Genomic DNA, 13,028 nt, shown 5'->3' with positions numbered 1-13,028 from the left:
CGTCGGGACGGGGGTGGCGCGGCCGGCGCGTGTCGAGAGTGGGGGAGGGTGGTTGGGCACCCGTTCGAACGCCTACGATTCTCTGTTGTGTCCAAACTGACCGACGTGCCCAAACGGATCCTGATCGGGCGCGCACTGCGCAGTGACCGGCTCGGGGAAACGCTCCTGCCGAAGCGCATCGCCCTCCCAGTCTTCGCCTCCGACCCGCTCTCCTCCGTCGCGTACGCGCCCGGCGAGGTGCTGCTGGTCCTGTCCATCGCGGGCGTGTCGGCCTACCACTTCAGCCCCTGGATCGCGGTCGCGGTCGTCGTGCTGATGTTCACGGTGGTCGCCTCCTACCGGCAGAACGTGCACGCGTATCCGAGCGGCGGCGGCGACTACGAGGTCGCCAACACCAACCTCGGCCCCAAGGCGGGCCTGACCGTCGCCAGCGCCCTGCTCGTCGACTACGTCCTGACCGTCGCCGTGTCGATCGCCTCCGGCATCGAGAACCTCGGCTCCGCGGTGCCCTTCGTCGTGGAGCACAAGGTGCTCTGCGCCATCGCGGTGATCGTGCTGCTCACCCTGATGAACCTGCGCGGCGTGAAGGAGTCCGGCTCGCTGTTCGCGATCCCGACGTACGTCTTCGTCGCCGGCGTCTTCATCATGATCGCGTGGGGCGCGTTCCGCGGACTGGTCCTCGACGACACCATGCTGGCGCCGACCGCGTCGTACGAGATCAAGGCCGAGCACCAGGGGCTGGCCGGATTCGCGCTGGTCTTCCTGCTGCTGCGGGCCTTCTCCTCCGGCTGTGCCGCGCTGACCGGCGTCGAGGCCATCTCCAACGGTGTCCCGGCGTTCCGCAAGCCCAAGTCGAAGAACGCGGCGACCACGCTCGCGATGATGGGCCTGCTGGCCGTCACCATGTTCTGCGGCATCATCGCCCTCGCCATGGTCACCAAGGTCCGGATGGCCGAGAACCCGGCGGAGGACCTGATCAAGGACGGTGCCGCGGTCGGTTCGGGCTACGTCCAGAACCCGGTGATCTCGCAGGTCGCCGAGGCCGTCTTCGGCAAGGGCAGCCTCCTGTTCATCGTGCTGGCGGCGGCGACGGCACTCGTGCTGTTCCTGGCGGCCAACACCGCCTACAACGGCTTCCCGCTGCTCGGCGCGATCCTCGCCCAGGACCGCTACCTGCCCCGTCAGCTGCACACCCGCGGCGACCGGCTGGCCTTCTCCAACGGCATCGTGCTCCTCGCGAGCGCCGCCGGACTGCTGGTGTGGATCTACGGCGCCGACTCGACCCGCCTCATCCAGCTCTACATCGTCGGCGTGTTCGTGTCCTTCACGCTCAGCCAGACCGGCATGGTCCGGCACTGGAACCGCCACCTGGCCACGGAACGGGACCAGGCCAAGCGCCGCCACATGGTCCGCTCGCGCGCGATCAACGCGTTCGGCGCGTTCTTCACCGGCCTGGTGCTGGTCGTCGTCCTCGTCACGAAGTTCACGCACGGCGCGTGGGTCGCCCTCCTCGGCATGTGCATCTTCTACGCGACGATGACCGCGATCCGTAAGCACTACGACCGGGTCGCCGAGGAGATCGCGGCGCCCGAGGGCCCCAGCGACGACAGCGTCCGCCCCTCCCGGGTCCACTCCGTCGTCCTCATCTCCCGCATCCACCGTCCGACGCTGCGGGCCCTGGCCTACGCCAAGCTGCTGCGCTCGGACACCCTGGAGGCGCTGAGCGTCAACGTCGACCCGGCGGAGACGAAGGCGCTGCGCGACGAGTGGGAGCGGCGCGGGATCAGCGTCCCGCTGAAGGTGCTCGACTCGCCGTACCGGGAGATCACCCGGCCGGTCATCGAGTACGTGAAGGGGCTGCGCAAGGAGTCGCCGCGGGACGTCGTCTCCGTGATCATCCCCGAGTACGTGGTCGGACACTGGTACGAGCACCTGCTGCACAACCAGAGCGCGCTGCGGCTCAAGGGACGGCTGCTGTTCACACCGGGTGTCATGGTCACCTCGGTGCCGTACCAGCTGGAGTCCTCCGAGGCGGCCCGCAACCGGGCCCGCAAGCGGCAGGACTGGAGCGCGCCGGGCGCGGTGCGGCGTGGACCGGCCGAGGACCGGACGAAGGAGACGGCGAAGTAGGCGGCGAATCGGGCGGCGAAGTACGCGGTGAAGTACGCGGCGAATCGGGCGGTGCCGCCGAAGTAGACTGGTGGGCTGCTGTTCCTTGTCCCGGGCCTTCCCGTCCGTTCTCCATCCCCATCCCCCTTTCCCCTTGACGTTGTGGAGTCATCCCGCCATGCAGGCAGAACCGAAGAAATCGCTGGTGGGGACGGACTTCGAGGTCGAGGTCGGGCCCGTCGCCCATGGCGGGCACTGCATCGCCCGCACGGTCGACGGCCAGGTCCTGTTCGTCCGGCACGCGCTGCCCGGCGAGCGGGTCGTCGCGCGGGTCACGGACGGTGAGGAGGGGGCCCGGTTCCTGCGCGCGGACGCCGTGGAGATCCTCGACGCGTCCAAGGACCGGGTGGAGGCGCCCTGTCCCTTCGCCGGGCCCGGCCGCTGCGGCGGCTGCGACTGGCAGCACGCCAAGCCGGGGGCCCAGCGGCGGCTCAAGGGCGAGGTCGTCGCCGAGCAGTTGCAGCGGCTCGCCGGGCTCACGCCCGAGGAGGCCGGCTGGGACGGCACGGTCATGCCGGCCGAGGGCGACAAGCTGCCCCCCGGCCAGGTCCCGCAGTGGCGCACGCGCGTGCAGTACGCGGTCGACGCCGACGGCAACGCCGGTCTGCGCCGCCACCGCTCCCACGAGGTCGAGCCGATCGACCACTGCATGATCGCCGCGCCGGGTGTCAGCGAACTGGGCGTCGAGGACCGCGACTGGGCCGGGATGGCGTCCGTGGAGGCCATCGCGGCGACGGGCTCGCAGGACCGCATGGTCATCCTGGAACCCCGGCCGGGCGCCCGCCTCCCGCTCGTCGAACTCGACAGGCCCGTCTCCGTGATGCGTGTCGACGAGAACGACGGCGGCATCCACCGCGTCCACGGCCGCGGCTTCGTGCGGGAGCGCGCGGACGGCCGGACCCACCGGGTGGGCAGCGGCGGCTTCTGGCAGGTCCACCCGATGGCCGCCGACACCCTCGTCAAGGCGGTCATGCAGGGCCTGCTGCCGCGCAAGGGCGAGATGGCGCTCGACCTGTACTGCGGGGTGGGCCTCTTCGCGGGCGCCCTCGCCGACCGGCTCGGCGAGAAGGGCGCGGTGCTCGGCATCGAGTCCGGCAAGCGGGCCGTCGAGGACGCCCGGCACAACCTCGCCTCCTTCGACCGGGTCCGCATCGAACAGGGCAAGGTCGAGACGGTGCTCCCGCGCACGGGGATCACCGAGGTCGACCTCATCGTCCTCGACCCGCCCCGCGCGGGCGCCGGCCGCAAGACGGTCCAGCACCTCGCGGGCCTGGGCGCGCGGCGGATCGCCTACGTGGCCTGCGATCCGGCCGCGCTGGCTCGGGACCTCGGGTACTTCCGGGACGGGGGGTACCGGGTGCGGATGCTGCGGGTGTTCGATCTGTTCCCGATGACGCATCATGTGGAGTGCGTGGCGGTGCTGGAGCCGGTGGGGAAGGGGAGCTGAGCTGCGGCTTCGTGCCTCGGGCAGTCGGGGCGGGTATCCCCTCGCCCGACAGATACCAGTCAGGCATCATCGCTGTATGGCCATGACACCTCGACTCCCCGACGACCTCGACGTGAAGCTCACCGAGCGCGCTCGTCGGGAGGGTCGCAGCAAGCAGGAGCTCGCCATCGAGGCCATCCGTGACGCCCAGGACCGGGCCGAGCTGAAGGTCGACGACGTCTTGGCGGAGTTCATGGACAGTGACGCGGAGATCCTGGACCACCTGAAGTGACCGACGTCCGCTGTGTCCAGATCGACGAGATCCTGGCCATCGCCCGCGCGGTCAACGGCACCGAGCACAGCGTGCGTGACATGGGGCTGCTCGTGTCAGCCGTCGAACGGCCCCGGACCCATGTGTTCGGGGCCGAGCTGTATCCCACCCTGCACGAGAAGGCGGCGGCACTGCTGCACTCCGTCGCCGGTCCGTTCGTGGAGGACGTCGCGCAGGACCATGTCGACGTGCCCGTCATCGCCAAGCGACTGTCGGCCTGGTTCCCCGTTTCCTGACGTTCGGAGTTCCGCTCTAGGTGCTGACTCCCGGCCCGCAGTCCCGGACGTGGGCTAGTCGAACACCACCGTCCGGTTCCCGTCCAGAAGTACGCGGTCCTGGCAGTGCCAGTTGACCGCTCGGGTCAGGGCGAGGCGTTCGGCGTCGCGGCCTACGGTGACGAGGCGGGTGGGGGCGGCGCGGTGGTCGACGCGGATGATCTCCTGCTCGATGATCGGGCCCTCGTCGAGGTCGGCCGTGACGTAGTGGGCGGTCGCGCCGACCAGTTTCACGCCGCGCCGGTGGGCCTGGTGGTAGGGCTTGGCGCCGGCGAAGCTCGGGAGGAAGGAGTGGTGGATGTTGATCGCCCGGCCTTCGAGCCGCTTGCACAGGTCGTCGGAGAGGACCTGCATGTAGCGGGCGAGGACGACGAGGTCGATGCGGTGTTCGTCCACCAGGGACAGGAGCCGGGACTCCGCCTGCGGCTTGGTGCCGGCGGTCACCGGGATGTGTACGTAGGGCACGCCCTCCGCCGTCGCCAGGGGCCGGAGGTCGGGGTGGTTGGAGACGACGAGGACGATCTCGGCGTCCAGGGCGGCGCTGCGCCACTGGTAGAGCAGTTCGGCCAGGCAGTGGTCGAACTTCGACACCATCACCAGGATCCGGGGGCGGACCGCCGTGTTCCGCAGCCGCCAGTCCATCGCGAACGACGCCGCGACCGGCGTGAACGCCTCGCGCAGGCTGTCCACCGTCGATTCCGGGGCCGCCGTGGTGAAGCCCGTGCGCAGGAACACGGTGCCCTGGTCGGTGTCGTCGAACTGCTGGTGCTCGGTGATGTCGCAGCCGTGGCCGAGGAGGAAGGACGTCACGGCGTGCAGGATGCCGGGGCGTCCGGGGCAGCTGAGGGTCAGGACGAAGTCGGTCACGTGGTGCCGCCCCCGTACTCCGTGCACGCGTCCACCAGCCACGTGGCCAGGTAGGCGGAGAACGACGCGCGGACCAGGAGGCGTACGGCCGTCGCCCCCTCGCCGTGCACCACGAGCGTGACCGGGGCCTGGGCCAGCAGGGTCGTGAGGCAGGCGCCGACGGGCGTCACCCGGGCGTCCAGGTCGATCGCGCAGCCCTGCGCCAGGACCTCGCGGACCAGGGGGCCGGCCAGGGACAGGGCCGTGCGCTGGGCGGAGACGTCCGTGACCGTGGCGAACTCGTCGCCGATGGCGGAGCGGAGCCGGGGGAGCAGGTCGTCCCGGTGGCCGTCGGGTGCCACCAGGAGCCATTCGTCCGGGCCCAGCCACAACACCTCGACGTCACCGGCGCGTTCGGCGCGCAGCGGGCCGGGCAGGGCGGCGATCCCCAGGACGGACTCCACGGCGCGTGCGGCGGTGCCGCCGGGGGGCATCCGCAGGGTGAGCTGGGTGAGGTAGGGGACTTCCTCGATGGTGATGCCGGTCGGCAGTGCGGTGAAGGCCGCCTGCCACTCGGACAGCGGGCTGAACCTGGTCGGCGTCTCAACCGTCACGGCGAGCTCCCTCCTTGTCGAAGAGCACGGGTTCGGTCACGGTCACCGGGATCGTCCGGCCGTCCAGCGGCACGTACAGCGTCTCGCCGACGCGCCGTGTCCCGGAGCGCACGAGAGCCAGGGCGAAGGTGCGGCCGAGGGCGTCGCTGCGGTAGCTGGAGGTGACATGGCCGAGCATCGGGACCGGTGGGGCGGGGACGTCGGGCGTGGCGATGAGCTGTGCGCCCTCGGGGAGCAGGAACCCCTCGTCGACGGGCAGGAGTCCCACCAGCTGTTTGCGGTCCTCCCGTCGGTTCTCGCTCCGGGCGAAGGACCGCTTGCCCACGAAGTCCGGCTTCTTCTTCGACACCACCCACGCCATGCCCAGGTCCTGCGGGGTGACGGTGCCGTCCGTGTCCTGCCCGATGATCGGATACGCCTTCTCGGCGCGCAGCACGTGCATGGTCTCGGTGCCGTACGGCGTCAGGCCGAAGGGCCGGCCCGCCTCGTACAGGGCCTTCCACACGGTGATGCCGTACCAGGCGGGCACGTTGATCTCGTAGGCGAGTTCACCGGAGAAGCTGATCCGGCACACACGGGCCGCCACCCCGGCGACGGTCGCGTCCTGCCACGACATGAAGGGGAAGGCGTCGTTGTCGACGTCCGACTCCGGTGCCACCAGGGCCAGTACGTCCCGGGAGCGCGGGCCGACCAGGGGGATCGTCACCCAGTGCTCGGTGACGGAGGTGAGATGGACGCGCAGGTCGGGCCACTCCGTCTGGAGCCACTCCTCCATCCACTCGAAGACCTTGGCCGCGTTGCCGGTGGTCGTGGTGAGCAGGTACTCCTGCTCGGCCACCCGGATCACGGTGCCGTCGTCGAGGGCCATGCCGTCCACGCCGCACATCACACCGTAGCGGACCCGGCCGACCTTCAGCGTGCTCATCAGGTTCGTGTAGAGCCGGTCCAGGAGCACCCCGGCGTCCGGGCCCCGCACATCGATCTTGCCGAGCGTGGAGCCGTCCATCATCGCGACGCCGGTACGGGCCGCCCGGCATTCGCGCAGCACGGACTCCTCCATCGTCTCGCCCGGCCTCGGGTAGTACCAGGGCCGCTTCCACTGGCCCACGTTCTCGAACCGGGCGCCCTGTTCCACATGCCAGGGGTGCAGCGCGGTCACCCTCACCGGGTCGAACAGGGCACCTCGGTTGCGGCCCGCGAGGGCGGCGAAGGACACCGGTACGGCGGGCGGGCGCAGCCGCATGGTGCCCAGGTCGGCGATGTCCACGCCGAGCGCCTCCGCGACGATGCCGGAGGTCATCACGCCCGAGGTGCGGCCCTGGTCGTGGGCGGTGCCGATCGTCGTGTACCGCTTGACGTGCTCCACCGAGCGCAGGCCCGCCCCGGTCGCCCGCAGCACGTCGGAGACGGTCGCGTCCCGCTGGAGGTCGACGAACTGGACGGTGCCGTCCTGGTCCTCCTGGGGGCTCGGTACCCGCCACAGCACCCGGGTCGGCGCCCCGTCCGGGAGGGGGGACGGAGTCGGCGGCGTCGGCAGGGTGACCTCACCCGCCCCCGGGCCCGTCCCGCCGAGCTCGGACAACGCCTGCCGGGCCGCCTCCACACCCCCGGCGAGACACCCGGCGAGGGTGAACTCGCCGCTCACCGCACCCGCCGTCCGCACCGTGCGCAGCGCGCCCGCCGGGACGAACGCGCCGATCGCGGGGGCGTAGCGCAGGGTGCCGCGGGCCTGGCTGAACAGGGCCACCGCCGGGTTCCAGCCGCCGGAGACGAGCAGCAGATCGCAGTCCACGCCGTGCCGTTCGCCGAGCAGCCCGCCGCCGAAGGACGCGACATGGGCGCGGGTGACATGGCCGATGCCGCTGGTCCCGGTGACGACATGGCCCGCGCGCAGGGCGATGCCGCGCTCGGCGCAGGCGGCCCGCCAGTGCTCCGGCACCTCCTCGCGGACGTCGGCCACCGCGGCGATCTCCACGCCCGCGTCGGCCAGTTCGAGCGCGGCCGGGTAGGCGCTGTCGTTCGTGGTGAACACGACCGCGCGCCGGCCGGGCAGGACGCCGAAGCGGTTGAGGTAGGCGCGGGCCGATCCGGCCAGCATGATCCCGGGGCGGTCGTTGTCGTCGAAGGCGACGGGACGCTCGTACGCGCCGGTCGCGTACACGACCTGCCGGGCGCGCACCCGCCAGATCCGCTGCCGGGAGACATGGGCGGGAGCGGCGGCGCCGAGATGGTCGGTGCGCTTCTCCAGGGCCAGGACGAGCCCGTCGTCGTAGTGGCCGAAGGCGGTGGTGCGCCGGAGGATCCGTACGTCGGGCAGGGCGTCGAGCTCCGCCACCGTCGCGTCGACCCACTCGGTCGCCGGGCGGCCGTCGAGGAGTTCCCCCGTGCCGAGCAACGAGCCGCCCGCGCGCGGGAGTTCGTCGACGAGGACGACCCGGGCGCCGTTCCGGCCCGCGGTCAGGGCGGCGGCCAGGCCCGCCGGGCCCGCGCCCACGACGAGGACGTCGCAGTGGGCGTGCACGGTGTCGTAGCGGGCGGTGTCGGGCTCGGTGCCCAGCCTGCCCCGGCCGGACAGGCCCCGGGCGACGAGACCGTCGTACAGCTCGACGGTGGTGGCCGTGAGCATGGGCTCCGGGAAAGGCGCCTCGATCTGGACGAGGGCGTTGGGTTCCTCGGCGCCGGCGGACAGGATGCCGCGCGGGCGGCCGTGCTGGGCGCTGTCGGCCACGTGGTGCACCCCGTTCGCCAGCAGCGCGGAGGCGAGGGTGTCGCCGGGGTGGCCGGTGAGTGTGGCGCCGTCGAAGGTGAAGGTCAGGGTGGACGCGCGGTCGACGTGACCGTGACCGGCGGCGCGGGACGGGGCGGTCATCGGCCGGCCTCCTGGGGGCGGTCGGCACCGGCGTCGGGGGTGCCGAGGAACTCGTGGGTGGCGGTGTCGCGCAGCGCGTCGAACCAGCGGCGGCAGCCCGCCGAGTGCACCCAGCGCTCGGCGAAGGGACCCTCGGGGTTGTCGCGGAAGAAGACGTACCGGGCCCACTGCTCGTCGTCGAGCGCGTACGGGTCGGCGGGGTGGGCGACGTGCGCCTGACCGCCGTAGTGGAACTCGATCTCCTCGCGCTCACCGCACCAGGGACAGGTGATGAGTTGCATCCGGGGCTCCCAGAGGGGGGTCGGTGAGGGGGGTCAGTGCGCGACGGCGGCGGCGCCGTGCTCGTCGACGAGGGCGCCGCTGGTGAAGCGGTCCAGGGTGAACGGCGCGTTGTACGGGTGGGGTTCACCGGTGGCGACGGTGTGCGCGAAGCACCAGCCGACACCCGGGGTGGCCTTGAAACCGCCCGTTCCCCAGCCGCAGTTGAGGTACAGGTTCTCCACCGGGGTCAGGCCGACGACGGGGGAGGCGTCCGGCGTGGTGTCGACGATGCCGGCCCAGGTGCGCAGCACGTGGGCGCGGGCGAAGACGGGGAACAGCTCCAGCGCGGCGGCCATCTGCCGCTCCAGGATGTGGAACGACCCGCGCTGGCCGTAGCCGTTGTAGCTGTCGATGCCCGCGCCCATCACCAACTCGCCCTTGTGCGCCTGCGACACGTAGACATGGACGGCGTTCGACATCACCACGGTCGGGTGCACGGGCTCCAGCAGCTCGGACACCAGGGCCTGGAGAGGGTGGCTCTGGAGCGGCAGCCGCAGTCCGGCCATGGCGGCCAGCACGGAGGAGTGCCCGGCCGCCGCGAGGGCGACCTTCCCGGCGGCGATCCGGCCGCGGGTGGTGCGCACGCCCGTCACCCGCCCGTGCTCCACGTCCAGCCCGGTGACCTCGCAGTCCTGGATGAGGTCGATGCCGTACGCGTCCGCCCTGCGGGCGAAGCCCCAGGCCACGTAGTCGTGCTTGGCGATGCCCGCGCGCGGCTGGTAGGTGGCGCCGAGCACCGGATACCGCACGTCCGGCGAGACGTTGACGATGGGGCAGACCTTGGCGACCTCGTCCGGCTCCAGCCACTCCGCGTCGATGCCGTTGAGCTGGTTGGCGTAGACACGGCGCTTGCTGTCGCGGACGTCCTGGAGGCTGTGGGCGAGGTTGAGCACCCCGCGCTGGCTGAACAGGATCGGGTAGTCGAGGTCCTCTTCGAGGGTCTCCCACAGCTTGAGGGAGTGCTCGTAGATCCCGGAGCTCTCGTCCCAGAGGTAGTTGGACCGGATGATCGTGGTGTTGCGGGCCATGTTGCCGCCCGCGAGCCAGCCCTTCTCCAGGACGGCGATGTTCGTGATCCCGTGGTTCCTGGCCAGGTAGTAGGCGGTGGCCAGACCGTGCCCGCCACCGCCGACGATCACCACGTCGTACGACCGTTTCGGCGCGGGATTGCGCCACAGGAAGTCGGGGTGGTCGGGGAGGACGTCGGGATCGGGGGTGGGGGCGGTCATCGGAACTCCCTGGAAGCCGACTGATATATCAACCTGCTGCTGCGCTACGCTAAGAGCCCCGATCGGCTCGCGTCAAGGGAGGACATGGAGTGACCGCGTCGCCCGTCGACACTGGTCAGAGCGGTGGGACACTGGCCGACCAGGCCTATCGCGCCGTCTCGGACCGCCTCGTGACCCTCCGGATCCGCCCCGGCGAGCCCCTCAACGACGAGCGGATCGCCGCCGAACTCGGCTTCGGCCGCACGCCGGTCCGCGAGGCCCTCAAGCGGCTGGAGCACGAGCGGCTCATCGTCTCCTACCCCCGGCGCGGCACCTTCGCCACCGAGGTCCAGATCGCCGACCTCGGGCACATCTCGGAGGTCCGCAAGGAACTGGAGCCGCTCGCCGCACGGATCGCCGCCCAGCGCGCCGGCAAGGACGACCGGGCCGCCCTGGACCGGCTGCTGGCCCGCCTCGCGGACGTCTCCGACAGCGGGACGACGGACCTCATCCGCCTCGACATGGCCGTCCACCGCGCCCTCTACGCGGCGACCCGCAACCCCTACCTCGAAGACACCCTGATCAGGTACGACAACCTGGCCACCCGCATCTGGTGCCTGTTCCTCGACCGGCTGCCCGGCCTCGCGGGCCATGTGCACGAGCACGGGCCGCTGCTGCGCGCCGTCATCGACGCCGACGCGGAGAAGGCCGAGGCGCTCGCCGCCGCGCACGTGGAGGGATTCGAGGCGGCCATCCGCGGGGTCATCTGAGCCGCACCCCCCGACCGGCGCCCGGACGGTCGTCTGAGCCGCACCCCCCGACCGACGGCGGACAGGTCAGTCCAGCATGTTCAGCCGTCTGCGGATGGCCGACTCCCTTGCGTCGTACACCGCGTGGTCGACGTCGACCTGCGTCGGACAGTCGTTCACCGCCCACGGGCCGCCCCCGGGCGCGATGTCCGTCTCGACCGCGTCGAAGAGCGTGTGGCCCTCGGGCTTCCGCGGGACGCGGCGGGGCAGCGGCAGTGCTCGGGTACCCAAGTCCTGGACCATGCCGATAGATACGCGCGACCGACCGCGTCCACTCAACGCGTACGGCACTCCCGCCGTCCCGTCAGCGCGACCCGCCGTGCCCCTGGCCGCCGAAGGCATTCAGGATGCGTTCTGCCGCGAGGGTGGCCGTCAACTCGCCTGCTCTGACCTGCTGTTCGAGGCCAGGGGTGAGGGCGCGTACCTCGGGGTCGGCGTGGAGGCGGGTGAGGAGTGTGTCGTGGACCATGGTCCAGGTCCAGTCGACTTGTTGGTCGCGGCGTCTGGCTTGGAGGCGTCCGGTGGTGTCGAGGAGGGTGCGGTGTTGTTCGAGGCGGTCCCAGACGGTGTCGAGTCCGGTGGCCTCGCGGGCGCTGCAACTGAGCACGGGCGGCAGCCAGAAGGGGTCCTTGCCGTGCATCAGGCGGATGGCGCCCGCCAACTCCCGTGCGGTGGAACGGGCGTCGCGTTCGTGGGGGCCGTCGGCTTTGTTGACGGCGATGACGTCGGCGAGTTCGAGGATGCCTTTCTTGATGCCCTGGAGCTGGTCGCCGGTGCGGGCGAGGGTGAGGAAGAGGAAGGTGTCGACCATGCCGGCGACGGCGGTCTCGGACTGTCCCACGCCGACGGTCTCGACGAGGATCACGTCGTGTCCGGCGGCTTCCATGACGATCATCGACTCGCGGGTGGCTTTGGTGACGCCGCCCAGGGTGCCGGCGGAGGGGGAGGGGCGGATGTAGGCGTTGGGGTCGACGGCGAGGCGTTCCATGCGGGTCTTGTCGCCGAGGATGGAGCCGCCGGTGCGGGTGGAGGAGGGGTCGACGGCGAGGACGGCGACCCGGTGGCCGCGGCCGGTGAGCAGGGTGCCGAAGGCGTCGATGAAGGTGGACTTGCCGACGCCGGGGACCCCGCTGATCCCGATCCTGCGGGCCCGGCCGCTGTGCGGGAGCAGGCGGGTGAGCAGGTCCTGGGCCAGGATCCGGTGCTGGGGGCGGGTGGATTCCACCAGGGTGATGGCGCGGGCGATGATCGCCCGCTTGCCGTCGAGGACACCCTTCACATAGGCGTCGACATCGGTCACAGGTCGTGCCCGAGGTCGGCCGCGAGCCGGGTGAGCAGGTCGTGGGCGGCGTCGGGGATGACGGTGCCGGGCGGGAAGACGGCGGCGGCGCCCATCTCCAGGAGGGTGGGGACGTCCTGGGGCGGGATGACCCCGCCGACGACGATCATGATGTCCTCGCGGCCCTCGGCGGCGAGTTCCTCGCGCAGTGCGGGCACCAGGGACAGATGTCCGGCGGCCAGTGAGGACACCCCGACGATGTGGACGTCGGCCTCGACGGCCTGGCGGGCGACCTCGGCGGGGGTCTGGAACAGGGGGCCGACGTCGACGTCGAAACCGAGGTCGGCGAAGGCGGTCGCGATGACCTTCTGGCCGCGGTCGTGCCCGTCCTGGCCCATCTTCGCCACCAGGATCCTCGGCCGACGCCCCTCCGCCTCCGCGAACGCCTCCACCACCGCCCGGGTGCGGTCGACGGTGGGGGACTCGCCTGCTTCGTTGCGGTACACGCCGGAGATCGTACGGATCTGGCTCGCGTGCCGCCCGTACACCTTCTCCAGCGCGTAGGAGATCTCTCCCACGGTCGCCTTCGCGCGCGCCGCGCGCACGGCCAGCTCCAGCAGGTTGCCCTCGCCGCCGGCGGCCCGGGTCAGCGCGTCCAGGGCGTCCTGGCAGGCGCCCTCGTCGCGTTCGGCGCGCAGCCGGCGCAGCTTCTCGATCTGCTGGGCGCGCACCGAGGAGTTGTCGACCTTGAGGACCTCGATGGCCTCGTCGTTCTCGACGCGGTACTTGTTGACGCCGATGACGGGCTGGCGGCCGGAGTCGATCCGGGCCTGGGTGCGGGCGGCGGCCTCCTCCACCCGCAGTTTGGGGATACCGGCGTC

Annotated in this window: 13 protein-coding genes; 5 read left to right on the top strand and 8 right to left on the bottom strand. The window is 71.5% G+C overall.

Annotation, left to right across the window (positions count from 1 at the left end; genetic code table 11):
* Window positions 1–87: 87 nt before the first annotated feature.
* The 4 genes from ACIPSE_RS40915 (at window position 88) to ACIPSE_RS40900 (ending at window position 4,162) form a co-directional block, all read left to right on the top strand.
* Complete coding sequence (locus tag ACIPSE_RS40915; protein ID WP_401673629.1) at window positions 88–2,130, top strand: APC family permease; 2,043 nt, start codon at window positions 88–90, stop codon at window positions 2,128–2,130.
* 157 nt (window positions 2,131–2,287) lie between these two features.
* Window positions 2,288–3,616, top strand: coding sequence for a class I SAM-dependent RNA methyltransferase (locus ACIPSE_RS40910; protein ID WP_401673626.1), 1,329 nt, complete (start codon window positions 2,288–2,290; stop codon window positions 3,614–3,616).
* A 76-nt stretch (window positions 3,617–3,692) separates the two neighbouring features.
* Window positions 3,693–3,887, top strand: a complete 195-nt coding sequence (locus tag ACIPSE_RS40905) for a hypothetical protein (protein ID WP_401673624.1) — start codon at window positions 3,693–3,695, stop codon at window positions 3,885–3,887.
* Window positions 3,884–4,162, top strand: a complete 279-nt coding sequence (locus tag ACIPSE_RS40900) for a toxin (protein WP_401673623.1) — start codon at window positions 3,884–3,886, stop codon at window positions 4,160–4,162. The genes ACIPSE_RS40905 and ACIPSE_RS40900 overlap by 4 nt, the downstream gene beginning before the upstream one ends.
* A gap of 54 nt (window positions 4,163–4,216) precedes the next feature.
* Here the strand turns inward: ACIPSE_RS40900 and purU are convergent, their stop codons facing one another.
* The 5 genes from purU to ACIPSE_RS40875 are packed head-to-tail and all read right to left on the bottom strand — an operon-like array spanning window position 4,217 to window position 10,080.
* Window positions 4,217–5,068: a formyltetrahydrofolate deformylase gene (gene purU, locus ACIPSE_RS40895; RefSeq protein WP_401673620.1), complete on the bottom strand. Its 852-nt coding sequence runs from the start codon at window positions 5,066–5,068 to the stop codon at window positions 4,217–4,219.
* Complete coding sequence (locus ACIPSE_RS40890) at window positions 5,065–5,661, bottom strand: sarcosine oxidase subunit gamma (RefSeq protein WP_401673618.1); 597 nt, start codon at window positions 5,659–5,661, stop codon at window positions 5,065–5,067. The genes purU and ACIPSE_RS40890 overlap by 4 nt, the downstream gene beginning before the upstream one ends.
* Window positions 5,651–8,530, bottom strand: coding sequence for a 2Fe-2S iron-sulfur cluster-binding protein (locus ACIPSE_RS40885; protein WP_401673616.1), 2,880 nt, complete (start codon window positions 8,528–8,530; stop codon window positions 5,651–5,653). Before ACIPSE_RS40885 ends, ACIPSE_RS40890 begins: the two co-directional genes overlap by 11 nt.
* Window positions 8,527–8,811, bottom strand: coding sequence for a sarcosine oxidase subunit delta (locus tag ACIPSE_RS40880; RefSeq protein ID WP_401673613.1), 285 nt, complete (start codon window positions 8,809–8,811; stop codon window positions 8,527–8,529). Before ACIPSE_RS40880 ends, ACIPSE_RS40885 begins: the two co-directional genes overlap by 4 nt.
* A gap of 33 nt (window positions 8,812–8,844) precedes the next feature.
* Window positions 8,845–10,080 (bottom strand): sarcosine oxidase subunit beta family protein, encoded by a 1,236-nt coding sequence (locus ACIPSE_RS40875; RefSeq protein WP_401673611.1) that lies wholly within the window; start codon window positions 10,078–10,080, stop codon window positions 8,845–8,847.
* 89 nt (window positions 10,081–10,169) lie between these two features.
* Here ACIPSE_RS40875 and ACIPSE_RS40870 point away from each other — a divergent pair, with 89 nt between their 5' ends.
* Window positions 10,170–10,829, top strand: coding sequence for a GntR family transcriptional regulator (locus tag ACIPSE_RS40870; RefSeq protein WP_401673608.1), 660 nt, complete (start codon window positions 10,170–10,172; stop codon window positions 10,827–10,829).
* A 66-nt stretch (window positions 10,830–10,895) separates the two neighbouring features.
* On the opposite strand, the gene ACIPSE_RS40865 is transcribed toward ACIPSE_RS40870, so the two are convergent.
* From ACIPSE_RS40865 to ACIPSE_RS40855, 3 genes are all read right to left on the bottom strand, one after another.
* Window positions 10,896–11,099: a hypothetical protein gene (locus tag ACIPSE_RS40865; protein ID WP_401673606.1), complete on the bottom strand. Its 204-nt coding sequence runs from the start codon at window positions 11,097–11,099 to the stop codon at window positions 10,896–10,898.
* A 73-nt stretch (window positions 11,100–11,172) separates the two neighbouring features.
* Window positions 11,173–12,168, bottom strand: a complete 996-nt coding sequence (gene meaB, locus ACIPSE_RS40860; protein WP_401673603.1) for a methylmalonyl Co-A mutase-associated GTPase MeaB — start codon at window positions 12,166–12,168, stop codon at window positions 11,173–11,175.
* Window positions 12,165–13,028, bottom strand: an 864-nt coding sequence (locus tag ACIPSE_RS40855) for a methylmalonyl-CoA mutase family protein (protein WP_401673600.1), incomplete at its 5' end; no start/stop codon positions are given. The genes meaB and ACIPSE_RS40855, both read right to left, overlap by 4 nt.

It is taken from the genome of Streptomyces sp. NPDC090106 (assembly GCF_044747265.1).
Lineage (GTDB): Bacteria > Actinomycetota > Actinomycetes > Streptomycetales > Streptomycetaceae > Streptomyces.
The sequence above is the reverse complement of the archived record's forward strand: the minus strand, read 5'-3'. Positions and strand labels throughout refer to the sequence as shown.

Excerpts from the sequence above, each read along its gene's own strand:
- ACIPSE_RS40910 (WP_401673626.1), top strand. The coding sequence starts at position 2,288 with ATGCAGGCAGAACCGAAGAAATCGCTGGTGGGGACGGACTTCGAGGTC.
- ACIPSE_RS40905 (WP_401673624.1), top strand. The coding sequence starts at position 3,693 with ATGGCCATGACACCTCGACTCCCCGACGACCTCGACGTGAAGCTCACC.
- ACIPSE_RS40885 (WP_401673616.1), bottom strand. The coding sequence starts at position 8,530 with ATGACCGCCCCGTCCCGCGCCGCCGGTCACGGTCACGTCGACCGCGCG.
- ACIPSE_RS40880 (WP_401673613.1), bottom strand. The coding sequence starts at position 8,811 with ATGCAACTCATCACCTGTCCCTGGTGCGGTGAGCGCGAGGAGATCGAG.
- ACIPSE_RS40875 (WP_401673611.1), bottom strand. The coding sequence starts at position 10,080 with ATGACCGCCCCCACCCCCGATCCCGACGTCCTCCCCGACCACCCCGAC.